The sequence below is a fragment of the Bradyrhizobium sp. WSM4874 genome (genome assembly GCF_055811835.1).
Genome location: NZ_JBVVPR010000002.1, coordinates 245,171 through 263,977 on the forward strand (window position 1 = coordinate 245,171; position 18,807 = coordinate 263,977).

The window sequence follows — 18,807 nt, forward strand, 5'->3', positions numbered from 1 at the left end:
GCCGTCATGAGCAAAAAGGCCGCAAGCTGGACGGAGGCGAGTGTCCTCAAGCTCCGGCCACCTGTCGAGAAGGCCGACATCAAGGTGAAGCATCCAGCGCTCGCCGGGCTCGCAATCCGGTTCCGTAATGGCGGCGTCGGCACCTACACGTACTACTATTCTATTGGCGGCAAAGATCAGACCATCAAGGTCGGGAAGGTCGGTGCTATCACCCTCAAGGTTGCCGAGGATGCGGCGAAGGACTTTGCAGCCAAGGTGTCCAAGAACATCAGCCCGGCGGTCGAGAAGGCGCTGGCGCTCGCCGATCTGGCTGGCTCGATGCCAGATCTGATTGAAGGGTTTCTGCAAGCGCAGCGCGATAAGGGGCGCTCGAAAAGTTATGTCGATACGCAGGCCAATCAGCTTAAAGTCTACTTCGCCGCGTTGCATGCCATTCCGATCAAGCTGATCGACCGCGCTACGGTGTCGCGCGAACTCGGTATCATCCGCCATGAGCGCGGCAAGATCGCAATGACGCGGGCTCGCGCCACCTTGTCGAAATTTTTCAGTTGGAGCATCGGCCAAGGTTTTGCCGATCATCATCCGGTCAACGGCACCGAGAAATTTGAAAGCGTGCCGCGTGATCGGGTGTTGCAGCCAAACGAACTTGCGATCATCTGGCACGCCGCCGGCGATGATGAGCATGGCCGGATCGTCAAACTGATCATGCTGACGGCGGCGCGCCGTACCCAAATCGGCGGCCTGCGCAAGCATGAACTCAATAGCGATGACGCAATAATTACGTTCGGTGGTCAGATTGGCATTCGCGAAGCGACGCGTCTCGCCAAGCTGGGCGAGACCGAACACGAAAGCCTCTCAAAGAACCGCAAGACGTTTCTGATCCCGCTGTCAAGGCAGGCCTTGGCGCTGTTGGCGCAGCACACCGCACGGCCTGACAGCGCACATCATGTGTTCGGGAGCGGAAAGGGCGGTTACTCCGGCTGGTCGAAGTCCATGGCCGAATTGAAAGAACGCATCGGTGAGAAGGTGAAGGGCGATTGGGGCTTACATGATTTCCGCCGCTCATTTGAAACCTTGGGACAGGACATCCTCAAACTCCCGCCGCATATCACCGACACTTGCATCAACCACAAGCCTGCGGTCAAAGGTGGTGTGCGGAAGCATTACAACTTTGCGACCTACCTTGATGAACGGATCGCGGCGATGCAAGCGTGGGGCGACTACATTGAGACCATCACCAAGCCGGCGCTCAAAGCCGCGGCCTGAGCAAGGTTCTATTCGACTTCCGTTCTGTTCGGCTTGACAGACGTGGGCGCTTTAAAGCTAGTTATGGCTAGAGCGCCCACCCCCTCGAAGCAACGTCACCTGCCTTTGGCCGTGTACGTTGCCCATCCGGCTCGGTGCTTACTTCAAAAAGCGAGTAGGGGAGGGACGGCGAATGCCGAAACTGTTGACCTTTCATGAGTTGCGCGATCACGGCATAAGCTTCAGCCGCAGGCATGTCGATCATCTTGAGCGCATGGGGAAATTTCCCCGGCGAGTGCCGATTGGTGAACGCCGCGTCGGCTGGTTGACCTCGGAAATCGAGGCCTACGTCAAGTCTGCCATTGCCGCGCGCTCGACCGCTGCGGGTGCCCTGGGTTCGACGGGGAGAGCACAGGGCAAGCGGCAGGCCGCCCTGTGATCAGGCTGTGTCATGCATCAGCTTCGCAAGCCCGACGCGCGCGGGCAAGTCTGCGGTCGCAACCTTTGCCGACCTCCCCAATCGCATAGCCACCTTGGCGCATTGAGGAGCGGAAGGTGATCAGCAAAAGCGATCTCTCCATTCCCGGTCCCTCTTTGTCGCGCCGGAGGAACCCGCAGCCCATTCATTATTCGATACTTTGGCAGATTACGGCCGACCCAACGTTGACGGCTTCGGCGAAGTTGGTCGCGATGGTCCTACTGCTAAAATTTCGCAACGCCACGACCGGCCAGTGTAATCCCAGCTATCAGACAATTGCGAACATGATCGGCATGAGCCGCGATACCGTTATAGACGCTGTGAAGGCGCTGATCGCGGCGGGCTACGTCAGCTTGCGTGGATCGAAGGGCGGTTCGCCTAGAAGCACCAATCAATTTGGGCTTCACCCCAAGCGCACTAGTGGAGCCCACACCACCGGTGGAGCGGACGCCACCGGTGGAAGGGGCGAGAACAAAGATGGCAAGGATGCCACCGCAGGAGTGGAGCAGCCGCCACACGAACTATCTATTGAACCATCTAGAACTACCGGGAGTCCTCTCGAAGTCCAGGGGCCGGATCGCTCGCTACGGCGCTCCCTGACGGGCGCGCTTCGCGATCCGGAACGCAAGGAGCGTAAAGAGGTGGTCCAAAACCGGATTGCAGAGCGCGTTGGAGGCTGGAATATACTGATGGAATTGTCCGAAGCAGAGCTTGAGCGGCTCACCGAACTTGAGAGCGCGGGACGTCTCACTGATGAAATGCTAGAAATGTCAGCGGCAGAGGTAAGGCTGAAAGTGCGCACGGCGATAAGTTAGGAACCGCGCGCGCGAGCGGAGATCGGACAATGCCGACAGTAGAAACAGGTCGGAGAGCAGGCCAATTTGAACCGGGCCGATCCGGCAATCCGAACGGCCGTCCACGCGGCTCACGCAACGCCGTAACTGTCGCCGTCGAAAGCTTGCTTGAAGGCGAGGCCGAAGCGTTGACGCGGAAGGCAGTCCAAATGGCGCTCGGAGGCGACGTGGTCGCGATGCGCCTTTGCCTTGAGCGGATTTGCCCGGCCAAGAAAGGTAGCCCCGTCGCCTTCCCCTTGCGTTCGATCTACACCGCACGCGACGCGGCGGACGCCTTGTCCGACGTGGTCGCCGCCGTTTCGTCCGGCACGATCACCCCCGACGACGCAGATACCGTTTCTGCCGTTTTGGTGAGGGTCGCAAAGGCATTCGAGATCGCCAATGCCGGGGATGGCCCTAAGATGATCGAGCGGCTTTCCGACGAACAACTATATCGGATCGTTTCACATGAAAGGACCCGCCATCCAGCGCCCCCCATCATCCCGGAGCCAGGGCGCTAGTTTCCAATTTGGCGATTGTTACGTAACACGCGACAACGATCCGGACGACGACCAACCACTCGGAAGAACGGAGAGTGCGTTATGACCACTGCGATCAGATACGATATCAACGACGTTGCCGAATACGCTTTCGAGTTCGCAAAGGCAAAGGACGGGATAAGCCAAGGCTGGCAGGACGATCTCGAACCCGCGTTGCGCAACCTGTTTCCGAACATCAGCCAGGATCAGCTTGATGACGCGCTTAAATTGTCCACCGAACAGTACGTGCACCACATCGTTGTGCGCGAGAAATTGTCCCTGTCCTTAGACTAATAACGACCATCACAAACGTCTTCCTCAACGTACCCATGCGGCGCGATAAAGTTGATTTCGTCTGTTGAGAAAATGGATGTCATGAGCACGGGGCGTCCTGGGCCACGATTTTCCACCGCGGAATTTCTACGACAGACTAAACCCTTGAGCATCAGCGACCACAGGCAGCGCAGCGGGCTTCAAGATCGGCCGCATTCTATCCGAGCCACGGAGCTTCGGGATCATCGCCCGTGGAGAAGCGAGCCACACGCGGGGAAACGCCGCGATGCTCACCGAGGGCGATAGCGCGCTTTGCTCCAAGAGCGTACTCACACGTTTGGGTCAGTCGTACTCATCGCGATCCGTTTTTATTACGAGCACGGGAGCTTGACGTACCATAGCGAAGACGCCCTTGTCAGGCAAAGAGCCACCGGGGAACGCTCGTCTTAGTTCGTTCACCAAATTGCTTTTCAGCTTCGCCATCGGTTCGTCCACGAGGTCCTCCATCAGCCATTTTCTTATACTGTCATCGACTACTATCTTGCCTCGTGACGCCACTTCGATACGCTTACTTATCCGGCGAACGTCAGCTTCCACGACCCTGGGCTCACCAATGGAGTACGCAGGGGCGGCCACCCGTCGCCATGACATTCCGCGGTTTTGCGAATAGTACGGCTCCCAATTGGACGAGCAAAGAAAGATTAGCTTAACATTCATCGCCTCCTGTATCTCAATTTCAAACCGCTTTGATATAGGCGGGAAACCGGAGAACACGAGAAGGCTCGGCGCACGAAGGAAAAGTGCCTCTTTCATTGAGCGCGAGGCAAGTTCTCTCCTGAGTTGCTTGATGAAGTCGGCGCGCATCTCCGCATAGGTGCCAGACCGGACGCTATCTCTGATATGTGTGACCGCGGCCTGGTTCGGCCTGAATGGATATATACCAATATCGTCGGACGTCTTGGTCGTCTTCAAAGTTTCAAAAAATGCGTTGTCCAGCATCGCCGGATTGAGCTTAAACGGCGCGTTGTTGGCTTTGGAGTAGAACCAGAGAAGTTTCAGCCCGCTGGCGTGAGAGTTGAAGCCCTCTCGAAGGTGGGAAGCTTCGCCAAAATGCGCGCATACACGCTTTGTGAGAAGGTCTTGTTCCGCTGTTGTGTTGTAGAACGCCAGGACGGGTGCGGATCGTTCCGTGACAGTACGGATAATTTGATCCAGCGACCAATCACCGTTTTGGTATCGCCTGACGGCCAAGATCACCTCGTCAAGAGTAGTCTTGCTCGGGTTGGTTGGCTCATACGAGGGTATTTCAACCCCGATAACTTTCTTGCATTTCAGTCTAGAAAGATCGGCTCCTTGGATGCTCGATCCAGTCAAGTCCAATATGTCTGCCGAGAATTCTCCGAAATCAACATTGGCGAGATCGCAGTTTTGCAGGTCTTTAGCTGGATCGATGCCAAAGCGCTCTACCAAGACAGCGAAATTTTCCTCCTCGGTCTCGATTAGCGCGAAGAGTGCCCTCAGCGCGTCAGTCATCATGTTTGAGGTCGCCTTGAAGAGTTGAGATCCAACCAACTATCGATCCCGAGCCTGCTTTATCGGCTACCTGATTTATTTCCTTGAGATGCTTCGCAAGAAGGACCTTCGCAATTGCAGCTTGGTTGGGAGATTTCTTGAACCGATCCAAAAATGCTGGAGCCGCTTCAACGTCGATCATGAATATGTCTTTTGGCTGGAAAGACAGGCGCCCTTCCACTCTGACCTTAGGTGCGATCACGCGTAGCTTGCAAAGCGCCTCGTCACCTGAATATCGGGATTGCATGTAGTTTTCGGCAACGGCGGAAAAGCGCCAACGATTGGCCGACATTGCGACCACGGGCTCGTCTCGTCGGTCCGCGACTTGGGTTTCTGTTGATGAGACCTTGGTCTCTTTCGAGACTCCCGCTCCAAGATTGATCTCGCTTTCGCCCGCGCCGATGGTTGCGCTCTTCAATTTCGCGCCAATTGAAATGCTTCCCTTCGCGTGAGCCGCGGCACTGTCAACCCGGGAGCGTTGCACGTGCGCCTTCGCGGCGGTCGGCTTTCTGTCTCCGTAGCGGTGAGAGGAAGGATCGATGTCGCAGCCGTTGAGGTCCAATCCAAGCGTGGCCCTCGCCAAACCGATTTCCACTGACTTTGACCAATCGTCCGACGCTATTACCATCGTCCCAAAGCGAACGTCAGCACCTAGGAGGAAGTCCTGATCGTTCGCGCCTTGAGGAGCGAACAGCATGACCTCTAAAAGGTCTCCGCATCCTGCCTGAGCAGTCTGATCAAGATTAATCGGCTTCGGCTTTTTTGCGGCCAAGGGGCACCTTTCCGGGCGTGCAACTGTGAGATTAAACAACACGAAGATGCTCGCGAACAATGGGAGAGGCAAGATGTGGGCTCCGCCGCTCTTGGCTTGTCCACCAGCCGTGCTGATCGAAGCTGCCCAAATTCATGTTGCGTCGGAGGGGAGTTGTATCTATTTCTGAAGAATAACGTACAAACAAGGCATGCAAATGGCTGGCGTATCGACCAAAATCATCAAGGCTTACGCCTATCTGCGCACCTCGTCAGCCGCAAACATTGGTGAGGACAAGGACAGCGGCCTGAGGCAGACGGCAGCCGTCGAGGGGTTCGCCAAGCACGCCGGTGTCGAGCTTGTCGGCTCCTTTCACGATGAGGCGGTCAGAGGCTCCGACCCCATCGAGACCCGCCCTGGCTTCGCAAAGATGCTTGAAGCCCTCGAAGCCAACGGCACCAAGACCATCATCGTTGAAACTGCAAGCCGCTTCGCCCGCGACCTGATGGTGCAGGAAGTAGGCTTCGCGATGCTGAAAGCACGGGGCATCGACCTCATCGCCGCTGACAGCCCAACTTCGTTCCTAGACGACACGCCCACGGCCCGCCTGATCCGGCAAGTCCTGGGTGCTATCTCCGAATTTGAGAAGGCCATGCTCGTGGCGAAGCTGAAGGGCGCTCGTGACCGCAAGCGCCGCACGGGTGTGAAGGTGGAGGGCAGGAAGTCGATTGCCGAGCAGAAGCCTGAGACCGTCGAACTAGCGCGCAGACTGGCACGGGCGAGGCCCAAGGGCGGCAAACGATCTCTCCGCGAAATCTCGGCAGCGCTCGCGGAAGCCGGTCACGTCACAAAGAACGGCAATCAATACGCTGCGACGGCCATCAAGCTCATGCTCGATAGGAAGTGACGCGACAACGCGGAGCGTCAGGACGCGGCGCCACGCATTTTTTCCGCGGACCGATGGGTCGGGCAAATTCCAGACGAAAGCAATCATTGTCCGCAAAGCCCCCCAGGAAGCCGAGCAGCAAAACAATCCGGAGCTATGTGCCTGGGCTATTGACGAGGGCGACAAGCCGCAGCGGGCAGTGACGATGTCTTCTTATGGGGACGGAGCGGAAGTCCTCACTTCATCCCCCAAACCGACGCGATTGGCCCATTCTCCGAGAGCGGGACGGCTATCACGATGACGCGAGCTTTTTGATCGGTCTCGCTGCCCGTGGATTTACTCCGCTGCGGCTGCGGCTGCGTCTACGTCTACGTCTACGCCTACGTCTGTGTCTACGTCTGTGTCTGCATTCGCGTCTACGCATGTATTTGCGTTTGCGTCGTTGCGCGCCGCAGCGTCAGGCGCAGGTCTAAGAGAACCCGGTGGATTTCCGACGAGCTTTGAGCAATGTTTGATCAGTATGCTTGGGGAGACGGCCAATGAAGTTTGCTGAGATCGAAGGGAATAATCGAGAGGCACAGCCGGGCTTTACTGGAAAATGCCGCGATTGCGGTCATGCCATGGTCGCCAAATGTGGACAACACCGCGTGTGGCATTGGGCGCACTTGAAGTCCAAAGCCTGCGATCCTTGGTGGGAGCCGGAAACGGAATGGCATCGGTCGTGGAAAAACCAATTTCCCGTCGAATGGCAAGAGATTGGACATACTGCGCAAAGCGGAGAAAGACATCGGGCCGACGTTAAAACGGAGAGCGGCCTGGTTCTGGAATTTCAATACTCGGCGTTGAGCGAAGCTGAGCGGGTCTCTCGCGAGGAATTTTACCCTAAATTGGTCTGGGTCGTTAACGCCGTCAGGCGTCTCCGCGACCGAACGAAGTTCTTTGATTTGCTTCGTCCGCTACGCGTCGCATCGGGAGTGCCGACTTATGCAATCCACCGATACGACGGCAGCGCCCTTTTGCGCGATTGGGGAAAGAGCCGCGCGCCGGTCTATTTCGACTTCGGCGAGACTGAGCAAGATGACAGCCCTCTTTGGCGACTTTATCCGCTTAGCGGTGACGTGTTGGCCTATCTGTCGCCGATTGTTCGCGCGGAGTTCGTCAAGGCTCATCGCCACGCGGTCAACCTTGAACAGATGTTTGATCATATCTTCGCCCGTGACCGCGAGATTGCGTGTGCCCAACACGTACAGGGGCCGCCACTTCCGGGCTTCCCCCGCTATTCTACGCGGAGCACGCGGCGCCTCTAAGGGACGATCTGCCCGCGGAGTAAGCGGGGGGAAGCATGCTTGGCCAGCCCCACCGGGGGAGGGAAAAATTAGGACGCAAGCATGCTTGTTTCACGAACGGCCTCTCGCAAAGTGACGAAGACTACTCCCCGGCTAACACTTCATCGATCAGTACGGCTTTCGCTTTAGATAGGTTCGTCGGCGTTTGTCGCAGGCTCCGCAATCGGTAGAACCTCCGGCAGGACGTACCCAGCCTTGGCTATTTTTAGCAACGCGCTGATCGGTACCATGTGCTTATTGTCGCGTGCCGAATACCTCGCCGCCCGTTTCACAAGTGCGAAGTCACCGTAGTAGATTTCTGTCCAATCACCATTTAGATCGATCTTGAGACAAAGCAGCATATCGGCGTCGCCTCGAAAGCCAATTTGGGAGGCCGCGTAGTTTGCTTTCACTTGGACCTTTTTGCCTTCCGCCGTAACCGCATCATATCCGTTCGCTCCGCGCGGTGCTTGTTGCAGATTGTAGGCTTCAATAGCGATGAACTCGCCGTAGTCACCCAGGAGGTTACCTAGCCCAGCCCATTTGAAGTTTGGAGCCAGCGACTTCAACGTGCGCTGCGAAGCGAAGAGCGATGCAAGAACGCCCTTCATGGCCTCCAACCGCTGCTCTTTTGTGATCATATAGCCCAACTGCCCCGCGGCGGTATCTTCCCACAAGCTACAATTCATGCAAGTACTCGTGAGCAACCTTGCTGACGTTAGACGGGGCCAAGGCCTGCTCTGCGGCCAATCGAGATGAAGTTTTCCCAAGTAATAGGTTTACGCGGATTGCACGGCGTGACGACAGCGGATCGAATGATCCTGGAAAGTCGGAGCGACGGTCCTTCGCGGTAAACGCCGTTAGGTCGCAAGGCGGCTTTCCCCGCTTTGCGCGCGGTCGCTGTCGGAGGACTGTTGCAATGACATCTGATGTTGACCGAAGCCTTTTGATCGCGGCGCTAGAAAGCGCGTTAAAGGCATATAAAGAGCAGGAGCCGCGACCTAGTTTACTTTCAGAGCCCCATGGGTCAATCGTCGATGCCCTTTGCGACGCGATTGCCAAGTGCACCGCGTTCCAGCGAGTGGCCGGGCACATGCTTTACAGCGGTGGCTCTGGACCTGTGATCGATGCGCATTTATTTGCAATGCATCTTTTTCGTAAGGCCGAGCGGACAGAAGGTAATGAAATTCCCGGAGCGGTCGATTGGTTGCTGCGACTATTGGCTACTCACACTGCAACTGGACTTTTCAAGGTCGCCATCTGGGGCACCTCCACCGACCGCGAATTTGCTTTGCAAGATGGATCATCCCGCATCATGCCATTCGATGCATTGCAGGACACATTCATGAAGCGCCGGATCTTGGAGCGAGCAAGAACGTGTTATGACAATTCTGCTTGGTTGGCGCATAACTACTTCGACGCGCCTCGCTTGGCCTTTGTTAGAGAGGTGCCAAATTTCCCTTACATAGGTACAGACGTCACCCCTTTCCGAAGGATTAATGAACTGCAATCTGAAGCCCGCGATCTTTGGTCGTTTATTGAGGCCGTAGCGGTAGGTCATCCGTTGGCAATCGGTTGCTGGTTCGAGTACGCGGATCAGGATTTGGACATTAATCAGTGGGAGAATTCGTTAGCTTGGATACTTCCTGAAATCCCGCCACGTGTCGCCGGCTTCACACCAATCAACACTGCCGATCTTCAAGACCAATTGCAAAGATACGGCGCATTACCGGAAGAGCTACGTTCTCGCCTTCTTCGCTCAATGGAGCGGTTCACTCTCAGTCAGTGTCGGTCCAAGCCTGTGGACAGAGTTCTTGATTTGGAGCTTGCGTTCGAGATTGCAGTTAGCGGTCCGGGTCCCGATGCCTCGCCAATGGGATGGAAGGTCAGCGTGCGTTCTGCTCAGATGATCGGGGGCGAACTTGGGTTGCGTCAGGCTAATCGAGATTTGATAAATGGACTTTTCAGATTGAGGAGCGCGGCGACGCACGGCAGCGACCTGAGCCGCCGCGCCGAAGGGGAGCTAGAGGAAACAGTGCGGCGGTGTTTGACCGCGTATAGAGAATTGCTTTCGAGCTTTCTCGCCCTCGGGCGGTCACCCGATTGGAGTTCGCTGGAACTAGAACCACGAAGATGATGGTTCTGGCCGAGTGGTTTTCGCGCTGACGCTACCAACCTAGCGTGCGCTCAACCAATCTTTTGACTAGGTCGTCAATAGTAATGCGCGGCATCACCGCACCATCAAATGCCGCGAATAACCGCTTTGTCGCTTCGTCAACGAACTGCGCTAGGGCCGATAGCGGCGTATCGAGTGAGAATTGGACGCATGTTTCAATGCTGTCGTCATGGGCAACACCCCCATCGCGCAGAAGGTAACGGTCGTTTGCCCAAGCGGTGAGGCTGCGCCCTTTGAGATTGTGCCAACGAAAGGCAAAGCCGACCGTCGTTTGGTCCGGGACGTAGCCCAGCGCCTTTGCAAACGAAATTCCGACCGCCATGGCTTCGGCCACGCGAAGCGCCACTAGGGTTGGATCAAGAGCTTGTCCCGGCGTTACATTACGGGGAACTCCATCATCTTGAAGAAGCCGATGAAGGAAAAACTCACCCGTTGGATTGAGCCGCGCGAAATCAACATGATCTGAGAAGTCGGGAGACGGGGAGACGATCAGATATTCAAACGCACCTTTGACGACCCTGGGTCGATTTTCGGGTTTCGACATGAGGCGAGCGTCCAGCCAGATTGGCCATCCGGTGTATCTTGGGTTGCTCGATGCAAGTCGTTCGAGAAATTCCTGGTCTGGTATCGCTTCCGGGTGCGAGGGCGCGATGACCATGCCGATGCTCCAAAACGCCCGCTGAACCAGCGCTGCTTCGTCGGCGGATAGCTTGCGCTGCTTGATAGTTTCATTGAAGCGCGTCTCCCCAGCTTCGATCACAGCATTTGCTTGATCGCAGAGCGTTGGAGCGGGCGATGCCGCGCTGGTTAGGAACGATACGAGCGAGCCGTGATCCACGCTGGATAAATGCCGCCGAAAGAACCTCCCGAAATCAGCCTCACGATTGTCGAAGCATATTTCGACGATCTCACTCCAATCAGTATGTTTGGCCTCGGTTGTGCTGGCGGTGCCGTTAGAACCAAGTGAGCGGAAATAGACTGCCCCTTCGCGGACCAACGCCTTACCGTCATCCATTAAATCGCGCTTTGCGGCGACTGGCACCTTGATGCCGGATGGAATAGCGAGAACCGGGTATTCCCTACCGTCACGGTCAACCCACTCAACAGCGACCTCGAACGGTTGCGACGTGTACTTCGATATAATCGCCTGAATTATGTCGATATGGAAAAGGCCCTTGGCGTTTGGCGGTTCGTTAGCGACATCGGGGGCCATGGTGGCGTCGTCGAAGCCGACGACAAGGAAGCCGCCATTACGGTTGCGAAGGGCGATAGCACCCTTAGCGATCTTAGCGATGCCTAGTGTGTCGGTCGGATCAATCCACCGCTTTACTTCAACTGTGAGGCTCTCCGACGGATTGGCCACAAGAGCTTCGATGAGTTTTCGATCTACCATAGGTCGCCAACGGCTCTGGGGTCTAGAAATGACTCTGACGTCTGCCAGTATACACGTTCAGTGGCGTGGAGCGCGTGCGCTCCTTATGCGCCCGCTCTTGGCGAGCGGCGTAATCCTTACGGCTCCGGTCGAATTTTACGCCAGTCTTATCGTTGGAGGAAGCTATGCTCCCCGGTCGTCAGAGTGTGTGTATACAAGGCCTTGGGCGCGTCTACGGCCAAGTGGAGGAAATGAACGCGAAAAGCGAGTTTCCCAAACAGGCGTATTTGCACTTGAGCATGCGGATCATTCCCCTCGAAGCAAAGCCCGTGGAAGGGGGCATAGGTAGAGCTCAAAAGTCGCTCGACACGATAACTAGACGCGTCGCCACTTCCTTTCAGCGCGTCTCGGATTTGGCCAAGTGCGGGAACGGGTTCGCAAATCGCCGCTCCTAACAATAAAGCTAAGAATTCAAAGGCTGTCTTTACGAGCACTAGCTCATTAACCGGGGCAGCACTCAAATCTGGCGTTGCCTGATCTGTCGGCCAATTTATTACGCTGATGCCGGGCACTAGCTCAACTTTTGTCTGTTCTGGCAAACTGTTTATGCGTGCTGCCGCTACCCGTGCAAATTCGCCAGCGTGACCATGCTTTGCAGCCATTCGCTCAATGTGCGCCGCCGCGTCTTTGGTTGGCACCATCAATGACCCATCGCTGTGTCGAAAGGTCTTAGGCATTAGCTCGCCCGCACGGTACGTCGCGCGCACCGCGACTGGGCCGCTCTGTGCGGTGTAGTTTTGGCCTTCCTCGATCCGCTGAAATACTGATGGGGGCAAAACGTTGGCCAGATTTGCAACGGCTAACCGAATGGCGGGGTCGGTCTTTGCGTCAGCTTCAAAGGTAGATCCAAACGCGTCATTGCAGGGTTTGCATAGAAATTCACAAGTCAGATCGCCGCCAAGTGAACGTGGTATTACGTGTTCCTCGGTCAAGGGCCTTTCTTCCAGGCAACCAATGCACTGAGTTACGAACCAAGGTGCCTTCATCATAGGTCTCCAAGCGCGCGAGATCGGCGAGCATCAAACCGTCGGGCGAGGTCGTGGGTTTTGCGAACGGCCCCCGCTACTGCATCCCTCCCACAACCCTCCCACCACGATTTTCGGGGGAGGGGGAACTTTGAAAATTCTGTTTAAATAGCTGATTTTATTGGTGAGCGCGCTGGGGCTCGAACCCAGGACCCCGTGATTAAAAGTCACGTGCTCTACCGGCTGAGCTACGCGCTCCCATGGCCGCCGATGGCTTTGAAGAGATCGCCATCGTCTTCGGTCATTTGGAAAAGCATGTCTTGCCGCCCAATTTGACGCAAGGGTTGCGGAAAAACCGGCTGTTTCCGGATCATGCTTTCGGCCCGCGCTGTGTAGGGGGATGGGGCGCGGAGGTCAATAGCTCGGGTGGTTGCCGAAGTTGAAGGCAACAGCGGGAGTTCGCTCGCCGTTTCCAATGCTTGAGCCGGGATTTTCAACCGGAATGGCGGGCCGCCATCCACGCCGAAGAACCCGCGACGTTCGCCGATAGGCCGGATGCCGCGTTCGGAGCCCCGTCAGTTCGCCTCCCGCCGGACCTCGCTTGGCACCGGCACTTGCTGCGGCGTGCCGGCGGGGGTCGGCAGCGCGACCGGGCGCAGGCCGATCAGCTCGGCGGTGCGGATCGCGCTGTCGCGCCAGAACTGGAACGAGTTGATGCGGCTGAGCTCGAGGATGGCGATGGCGACCGCGGCCAGGAACGGCAGGCTTTGGAGCACCAGCACGCCGGCGAAGATGTAGATCTCGGTGATCTGACGATAGCTGTTGGAGGCCACCAGCACGCCGGCGCCGATCAGGAGCAGGGCACCGATCACGGCCTCCCAGAACGCCTGGAACTCGATCGACATCCTGGACAGGCCGCCCTTGGACGTGCGTGCAAACGCAATGTGCTCGGTGATCAGTCCCTGCGCCACCGCGCGCGACACCGTCCACTGCACGCTCATCGCCGCGATCATCGCGCCCAGCATCTGGCCGGGCTTGATCGCGACGCGCGCACGGTACATCGACAAGAAGTGCACGAGCGAGACGATGAAGGCGCCGATGATCGGCAGCGTCAGGATCTTGTCGGGAATGGCGATGTCGGCGAAGGCGACGATCGGCACCCAGACGAGGTTGAGCAGCGCCACGACCACGCCGAGGCTTTCGGCACCCAGCCAGTTCAGCCAGCCCAGGCCATATTCGCGCTTCTGGTCGGGCGTCAGCCGGCTCCGTCCGGGCAGGAAGTTCCGCCAGTGCTTCTTGACGATCTGGAGGCCGCCATAGGCCCAGCGGTGACGCTGCTTCTTGAAGGCCTCGTAGGTGTCGGGGAGCAGGCCCTGGCCGTAGCGGTGGTTGGTGTAGTGCGTGGTCCAGCCGAGCTGCTGGATGGAAAGGCCGAGATCGCTGTCCTCGCAGATCGTGTCGGACGACCAACCGCCGGCCATGTCCATCGCGGCGCGGCGGATCAGGCACATCGTGCCGTGCACGATGATGGCGTTGGTCTCGTTGCGCTGGACCATGCCGATGTCGAAGAAGCCGGCATATTCGCCGTTCATGATGTAGTGCATGATCGACAGGTCGCCGTCGCGATGTTCCTGCGGCGCCTGCACCAGGCCGACACTGGGATCGGCAAACGCCGGCACGAGGTCCTTGAGCCAGTCGGGATCGACGACGTAGTCGGCGTCGAGGATGCCGATGATCTCGGCGTCGACGGCGGTGCGGTCCATCGCGATGCGCAGCGCACCGGCCTTGAAGCCCTGCACCTTCTCGGCGTTGATGAACTTGAAGCGTTCACCGAGCGCGCGGCAATGATCCTGGATCGGCTGCCAGAAGGCAGGGTCGGGCGTGTTGTTGATGATGACGACGCATTCGTAGTTCGGATAATTCAGCCGCGACAGCGCATCGAGCGTCTGCTTGAGCATCTCGACCGGCTCGAAATAGGCGGGAATGTGGATCGAGACCTTCGGGTAATAATTCTCGGGCACGTCCTCGACCGGCTTGCCTTTCGTGAGCAGCCGCTGCGGCGGCCGGCCGAACGCGACGGCCGCGATCTCGTCGATGCGCGCCATCGCGATCAGCACGAGGGGAACAAGCAGGATCATGCCGAGCGTGAGCGCGAAGGCGGAGCCGAAGATGAAATAGTGTCCGTTCCAGAACGCGAACACGGTGGCGGCCCAGGCGCCGACGCCATTGGCGGTGGCCGACAGCAGGAACGCCTGCTTCGCCGTCGGCTGCTGCAGCCGCAGGATCGGCAGCGACAGCAGGATTCCGACCAGGAGGGCGACGCCCATCAGCTTCCAATAGTCGGGATTCTCCACCGGCCCGGTCCAGGCGAACTTCGGCTCGCGGCTGGCGTTGAGGATGCCCCAGTACGGACCGACGCCGCCTTCGAAGTATTTCCAGGGCTGATCGATGGCCTCGACGATGTTGTATTCCATGCCGATGGCGTCGGCGCGGCTGACGAAGTTGCGCAAGGTCAGTGCCTGCTGGAACGGACCGGGGTCGGCGTTGCGCAAATTGTAACCCGCGCTCGGCCAGCCGAACTCGGCGATCACGATGCGCTTGCCGGGGAACAGGTTGCGCAACAGATTGTAGCGGTCGACGGCCTGATCGACCGCCTGGTCCGAGCGGAAGTTCTCCCAATAGGGCAGCACGTGGGCGGCGATGAAGTCGACGTTGGAGCCGAGGTCGGGATTGTCGCGCCAGATGTTCCAGATTTCACCGGTCGTGACGGGCACGCGCACCGAGCCCTTGACCTTCTTGATCATCTCGATGAGGTCTTCGACCTTCTGCTCGCCGCGATAGATCACCTCGTTGCCGACGACGACGCCGTTGACGTTGCTGTTCTTGCGGGCGAGCTCGATGGCGGCCTTGATCTCGCGCTCGTTGCGATCCTTGTCCTTGTCGATCCAGGCGCCGACGGTGACCTTGAGGCCGAACTCGGCCGCGATCGGCGGCACCAGTTCCACGCCGCCGGTGGACGAATAGAGACGGATCGCGCGCGTCATCGTCGACAGCGTCTTCAGGTCGGCGCGGATTTTCTCCACCGACGGAATGTTGTCGATGTCGGGGTGAGCCGAGCCCTCGAACGGCGCGTAGGAGACACTGGGCAGCAAGCCCTTGAAGTCGGGCGCGGGTTCCTTGTCGCGCAAGACTCCCCAGAGGCCGGCGTGGAGCGCGGACACAAGCAACAGAACGGCGGCGACAACCCGCATCGCGGCTAAACCAAAAGGGGCTGAGGGGGCAGGGAAGCGGATCCGACCCCGAGATCCGACCAAGTCCGCGGCAAATGGAGCATACCTCTGCCGCGCGGTTTCACAACTGTCATCGCCTCATGACCGTATGAGGGCATGCACATTTCGAAATTCGCAGCAGTGCCAATTGCCTCTATCGCCGATCGTTCCTGAACGGAGGCTGAAACAATCGCGGCTATTTCGGGGGCGCCGGTGATGGGCTTGCCGCCGGCGAGGGGCTCGCGGCCGGCTGCGGCTGCGCATTGCCCGCTGCCGGCGCGGCCGGCTGCGAGGCCGCGGCCGCGGCCGCCGCCTGCTGCGGCTGCGACGCCGGGTTGATCCAGCAAGCGTGCACGCGGCTGTCCAGGGTCTCGGCGACCTTGGGATCGATCTGGCCACCGAAGCGGGTCAAGCAGCGGAAGGCGGCCTGGATGTGGCCGCCGGGGCAGCCGAAGCGATCGTAGAGGTCGAGATGGCGGAATGCGGTATCGAGGTCATCCCGCCACATCAACCGCACCACGCGCCGGCCGAGCCAGACGCATTCGGGGTTGCCGGCCGGACCGTTGATGACCTGGGCTGCTTCGGCGAACTCGTCGGTGCGGCGCTGGTTCTGGGCGGCATCCTTGGCCGCGTCGGCGGGCTGGGCGGCTGCCTTGCTCTGGTCTGGAGCGGGCGTGCCGCTCTGGGCGGAGGCCGCGCCGATACCCATCAGGATGACAAGGGAAGAAACGGCCAAGGTGGCGGCGAACTGCCGCAGGACCGCATTTCGTAACTCGAACACCCGTTGCCGCATGAATTCCCCAATATATCACTGCCCGTCCGCGTCAGGACCTTCGCGGACGCGCCCGGTGATGGCGTCCAAATGGGTCTCCAATGCGGCGGAAAAGTCCTCCCGAGTCCATGGCCTGAATCTGGAATTTTGTCCAGCAAAGTCACGATCCTAGGCCTCGGTCGAACGGCCGCAGGTAAATTCCTCAGGGGAGGGATGGATCCATAACGGAGTCACCCCCTTGGCAGACGCCGTGCTAGCAGGTAATCGACGGCCCTTCGCGGAGGACGGAACCGATTTCTCTTCGTACGCCACTGGCGCTTCTGCTCGTTTCATTGGGTGCGATCGCTGCCGTGTGGTGGTGGCTTGCCACGCCGATCTCGCTCGCGCGCGCCCCGATCGATCCCGCCGACAAGGTCCAATGCGTCTCCTACGCGCCGTTCCGCGGCGAGCAGTCGCCGCTGAACGCATGGACCCATATCGAGGCCGACCAGATCGAGCAGGACCTGCGCCAGCTCAAGGAGATCACCGACTGCGTCCGCACCTATTCGATGGAGAACGGGCTCGACCAGGTACCGGCGATCGCGGCCCGGATCGGCGGGCTGAAAGTGCTCCAGGGCATCTGGCTCTCCAGCAACCGCACCAAGAATTTCGAGCAGGCGGCGCTCGCCATTCGTCTTTCCAAGGATTTCCCCGGAATCATCACCAGCATCATCGTCGGCAACGAAGTGCTGCTGCGCGGCGAGATGACCACCGCGGACCTCGTCTCCATCATCCGCTCGGTGAAGGCGCAGGTCAGCGTGCCCGTCACCTATGCCGATGTCTGGGAGTTCTGGCTCAGGAATCGCGAGATCTATGACGCCGTCGACTTTGTCACGATCCACATCCTGCCCTATTGGGAGGACTTCCCGGTCAAGGCGAAGTTTGCCGCCTCCCATGTCGAACAGATCCGCGAGCGCATGGCGGTCGCATTTCCCGGCAAGGAGATCCTGATCGGCGAAACCGGCTGGCCGAGCGAAGGGCGCATGCGCGAGGGCGCGCTGCCGTCGCGCACCAACCAGGCGCGCGTGGTCTCGGAGATCCTGAGCCTGGCGAAAGCGCAGAAATTCCGCGTCAATCTGATCGAGTCCTACGACCAGCCGTGGAAGCGCAAGCTGGAAGGCACCGTCGGCGGCTATTGGGGCCTCTATGACTCGGTGCGCCGGAGCCTCAAATATCCGCCGGGCCAGCCGATCAGCAATTTTCCGTACTGGAAATGGTACATGGGCGCCGGCATGGGCCTCTGCGTGCTGGTGTTCGCGGTGGCCGGCCTGACGTTGCGGCGCAGACCGTGGACGCCGCGCTTCTCGGCCTGGCTCGGCGTGGCGATCTCGGCGACCTCGGCCGGCATCCTGCTCGGGATCGGCGCCGACAAGATGTACTACGAGAGCTACGGCATCGGCGGCTGGCTGCTGTGGGGCACGCTGCTGGCGGCCGGCATCCTGTCGCCGATCTTCTGCGCGCAGGCGATGGTGATCGGCCGCAGCCTCCCGACCTTTCTCGATCTGCTTGGTCCGCGCGAGGGCCGGAAATGGTCGAAGCTCACCGCTGTGCTCGGCTTGACGCTGGCAGTGACGGCGGTGATTGCGGCGCAGACCGCACTCGGCTTCGTGTTCGATCCGCGCTACAAGGATTTCCCTTACGCTGCGCTGACGATGGCGGTGGTGCCGTTCGCGCTCCTGATGCTGAACCGGCCGCAGATCGGCCAGCGTCCGATCGCGGAGTCCGTCTTCGCCGGCGTGCTGACGCTGTCGGCGGCCTATGTGCTCGTCAACGAGGGCCGCGATAATTGGCAGTCGCTGTGGACCTGCGCGATCTACCTCTTGTTCGCGCTCACGCTGTGGCGGGCGCGGGCCGAGCAAATCCAAGAATGAGCAGGCCGATCGCCAGGCCCGACAGCACGACATTGTAGAGCACGATGCCGAGGCCGGCGGCGATGATGCCGACGGTGAGCAGCACGATCGACGGCCGCATCAGGTTCAACGTCGCCACCACCAGCGCGACGATACCGAACACTGAATTCTTGAACAGCACGGTCGCGACCGATCGCGCCTTGCAGACCAGGGTCTGAAGCCCGGCGTCGCAGGCGAGACCGACCTGCGAGTTTTCGATTCCGAGGTAGCGCAGATAGAGCGCATAGCCGACGCTGGCGAAGCCGACGACGATCAGGAACTGCACCTGGTAGGGCGTGAGGCGGAAGGGCTTTTTTGTCATGGTGGCAATATGGTCGGGAAGGCGCGGGCGGGCAACAGGGA

The 18,807-nt window shown here is 59.0% G+C and carries 18 protein-coding genes and 1 tRNA gene; 10 read left to right on the forward strand and 9 right to left on the reverse strand.

The annotated features are described in order from the left end of the window. Positions 1–6: 6 nt before the first annotated feature. From AC0L3P_RS03520 to AC0L3P_RS03540, 5 genes are all read left to right on the forward strand, one after another. The gene (locus AC0L3P_RS03520) at positions 7–1,266 is read left to right on the forward strand and encodes a tyrosine-type recombinase/integrase (RefSeq protein ID WP_473300982.1); all 1,260 of its coding nucleotides are present in this window, start codon (positions 7–9) and stop codon (positions 1,264–1,266) included. Between the two features lie 172 nt (positions 1,267–1,438). Beyond that, a complete protein-coding gene (locus AC0L3P_RS03525; protein WP_473300983.1) occupies positions 1,439–1,684 on the forward strand; it encodes a helix-turn-helix transcriptional regulator in 246 nt (81 codons plus the stop codon). Between the two features lie 116 nt (positions 1,685–1,800). Further along, entirely contained in the window at positions 1,801–2,538 is a 738-nt protein-coding gene (locus tag AC0L3P_RS03530; protein ID WP_473300984.1) for a helix-turn-helix domain-containing protein, read from the forward strand. Between the two features lie 29 nt (positions 2,539–2,567). Next, positions 2,568–3,077 (forward strand): DUF5681 domain-containing protein, encoded by a 510-nt coding sequence (locus tag AC0L3P_RS03535; RefSeq protein WP_473300985.1) that lies wholly within the window; start codon positions 2,568–2,570, stop codon positions 3,075–3,077. Between the two features lie 81 nt (positions 3,078–3,158). Further along, positions 3,159–3,389, forward strand: coding sequence for a hypothetical protein (locus tag AC0L3P_RS03540; RefSeq protein ID WP_473300986.1), 231 nt, complete (start codon positions 3,159–3,161; stop codon positions 3,387–3,389). Between the two features lie 321 nt (positions 3,390–3,710). On the opposite strand, the gene AC0L3P_RS03545 is transcribed toward AC0L3P_RS03540, so the two are convergent. Further along, entirely contained in the window at positions 3,711–4,904 is a 1,194-nt protein-coding gene (locus AC0L3P_RS03545; RefSeq protein WP_473300987.1) for a hypothetical protein, read from the reverse strand. Then, entirely contained in the window at positions 4,894–5,712 is an 819-nt protein-coding gene (locus tag AC0L3P_RS03550) for a hypothetical protein (RefSeq protein WP_473300988.1), read from the reverse strand. The genes AC0L3P_RS03545 and AC0L3P_RS03550 overlap by 11 nt, the downstream gene beginning before the upstream one ends. Positions 5,713–5,908: 196 nt before the next feature. On the opposite strand from AC0L3P_RS03550, the gene AC0L3P_RS03555 reads away from it, so the two are divergent. Next, positions 5,909–6,598: a recombinase family protein gene (locus AC0L3P_RS03555; RefSeq protein WP_473300989.1), complete on the forward strand. Its 690-nt coding sequence runs from the start codon at positions 5,909–5,911 to the stop codon at positions 6,596–6,598. A gap of 518 nt (positions 6,599–7,116) precedes the next feature. After that, a complete protein-coding gene (locus tag AC0L3P_RS03560; RefSeq protein WP_473300990.1) occupies positions 7,117–7,884 on the forward strand; it encodes a competence protein CoiA in 768 nt (255 codons plus the stop codon). Positions 7,885–8,048: 164 nt separating this feature from the next. Here AC0L3P_RS03560 and AC0L3P_RS03565 read toward each other — a convergent pair whose 3' ends face one another. Further along, positions 8,049–8,579 carry a DUF6998 domain-containing protein gene (locus AC0L3P_RS03565; RefSeq protein WP_473300991.1) on the reverse strand — a complete coding sequence of 177 codons (531 nt, stop codon included), beginning with the start codon at positions 8,577–8,579 and terminating at the stop codon, positions 8,049–8,051. Positions 8,580–8,821: 242 nt separating this feature from the next. On the opposite strand from AC0L3P_RS03565, the gene AC0L3P_RS03570 reads away from it, so the two are divergent. Further along, on the forward strand, positions 8,822–10,039 hold the full coding sequence (locus tag AC0L3P_RS03570; protein ID WP_473300992.1) for a hypothetical protein: 1,218 nt from the start codon (positions 8,822–8,824) through the stop codon (positions 10,037–10,039). Between the two features lie 31 nt (positions 10,040–10,070). Here the strand turns inward: AC0L3P_RS03570 and AC0L3P_RS03575 are convergent, their stop codons facing one another. From AC0L3P_RS03575 to AC0L3P_RS03585, 3 genes are all read right to left on the reverse strand, one after another. Continuing rightward, positions 10,071–11,471 (reverse strand): AlbA family DNA-binding domain-containing protein, encoded by a 1,401-nt coding sequence (locus tag AC0L3P_RS03575; RefSeq protein ID WP_473300993.1) that lies wholly within the window; start codon positions 11,469–11,471, stop codon positions 10,071–10,073. Positions 11,472–11,617: 146 nt separating this feature from the next. After that, positions 11,618–12,499 carry an HNH endonuclease gene (locus AC0L3P_RS03580; protein WP_473300994.1) on the reverse strand — a complete coding sequence of 294 codons (882 nt, stop codon included), beginning with the start codon at positions 12,497–12,499 and terminating at the stop codon, positions 11,618–11,620. Between the two features lie 158 nt (positions 12,500–12,657). After that, positions 12,658–12,733 (reverse strand) — tRNA-Lys (locus AC0L3P_RS03585). Between the two features lie 2 nt (positions 12,734–12,735). Here AC0L3P_RS03585 and AC0L3P_RS03590 point away from each other — a divergent pair. Further along, on the forward strand, positions 12,736–12,918 hold the full coding sequence (locus AC0L3P_RS03590; protein WP_473300995.1) for a hypothetical protein: 183 nt from the start codon (positions 12,736–12,738) through the stop codon (positions 12,916–12,918). Positions 12,919–13,050: 132 nt separating this feature from the next. Here AC0L3P_RS03590 and AC0L3P_RS03595 read toward each other — a convergent pair whose 3' ends face one another. Then, a complete protein-coding gene (locus AC0L3P_RS03595; protein WP_354210043.1) occupies positions 13,051–15,726 on the reverse strand; it encodes a glycosyltransferase in 2,676 nt (891 codons plus the stop codon). Between the two features lie 214 nt (positions 15,727–15,940). Further along, positions 15,941–16,537, reverse strand: coding sequence for a beta-1-3, beta-1-6-glucan biosynthesis protein (locus AC0L3P_RS03600; protein WP_354258212.1), 597 nt, complete (start codon positions 16,535–16,537; stop codon positions 15,941–15,943). 329 nt (positions 16,538–16,866) lie between these two features. On the opposite strand from AC0L3P_RS03600, the gene AC0L3P_RS03605 reads away from it, so the two are divergent. Continuing rightward, positions 16,867–18,426 (forward strand): glycoside hydrolase family 17 protein, encoded by a 1,560-nt coding sequence (locus AC0L3P_RS03605; RefSeq protein WP_275171136.1) that lies wholly within the window; start codon positions 16,867–16,869, stop codon positions 18,424–18,426. Here AC0L3P_RS03605 and AC0L3P_RS03610 read toward each other — a convergent pair. Beyond that, positions 18,386–18,766 carry a hypothetical protein gene (locus AC0L3P_RS03610; RefSeq protein WP_275171135.1) on the reverse strand — a complete coding sequence of 127 codons (381 nt, stop codon included), beginning with the start codon at positions 18,764–18,766 and terminating at the stop codon, positions 18,386–18,388. The genes AC0L3P_RS03605 and AC0L3P_RS03610 overlap by 41 nt on opposite strands. Positions 18,767–18,807: the final 41 nt, after the last annotated feature.

Bases quoted from the DNA above. Each gene is read 5' to 3' on its own strand.
- AC0L3P_RS03520 (WP_473300982.1), top strand. From the start codon at position 7: ATGAGCAAAAAGGCCGCAAGCTGGACGGAGGCGAGTGTCCTCAAGCTC.
- AC0L3P_RS03525 (WP_473300983.1), top strand. From the start codon at position 1,439: ATGCCGAAACTGTTGACCTTTCATGAGTTGCGCGATCACGGCATAAGC.
- AC0L3P_RS03535 (WP_473300985.1), top strand. From the start codon at position 2,568: ATGCCGACAGTAGAAACAGGTCGGAGAGCAGGCCAATTTGAACCGGGC.
- AC0L3P_RS03540 (WP_473300986.1), top strand. From the start codon at position 3,159: ATGACCACTGCGATCAGATACGATATCAACGACGTTGCCGAATACGCT.
- AC0L3P_RS03545 (WP_473300987.1), bottom strand. From the start codon at position 4,904: ATGATGACTGACGCGCTGAGGGCACTCTTCGCGCTAATCGAGACCGAG.
- AC0L3P_RS03555 (WP_473300989.1), top strand. From the start codon at position 5,909: ATGGCTGGCGTATCGACCAAAATCATCAAGGCTTACGCCTATCTGCGC.
- AC0L3P_RS03560 (WP_473300990.1), top strand. From the start codon at position 7,117: ATGAAGTTTGCTGAGATCGAAGGGAATAATCGAGAGGCACAGCCGGGC.
- AC0L3P_RS03570 (WP_473300992.1), top strand. From the start codon at position 8,822: ATGACATCTGATGTTGACCGAAGCCTTTTGATCGCGGCGCTAGAAAGC.
- AC0L3P_RS03575 (WP_473300993.1), bottom strand. From the start codon at position 11,471: ATGGTAGATCGAAAACTCATCGAAGCTCTTGTGGCCAATCCGTCGGAG.
- AC0L3P_RS03580 (WP_473300994.1), bottom strand. From the start codon at position 12,499: ATGATGAAGGCACCTTGGTTCGTAACTCAGTGCATTGGTTGCCTGGAA.
- AC0L3P_RS03590 (WP_473300995.1), top strand. From the start codon at position 12,736: ATGGCCGCCGATGGCTTTGAAGAGATCGCCATCGTCTTCGGTCATTTG.
- AC0L3P_RS03595 (WP_354210043.1), bottom strand. From the start codon at position 15,726: ATGCGGGTTGTCGCCGCCGTTCTGTTGCTTGTGTCCGCGCTCCACGCC.
- AC0L3P_RS03600 (WP_354258212.1), bottom strand. From the start codon at position 16,537: ATGCGGCAACGGGTGTTCGAGTTACGAAATGCGGTCCTGCGGCAGTTC.
- AC0L3P_RS03610 (WP_275171135.1), bottom strand. From the start codon at position 18,766: ATGACAAAAAAGCCCTTCCGCCTCACGCCCTACCAGGTGCAGTTCCTG.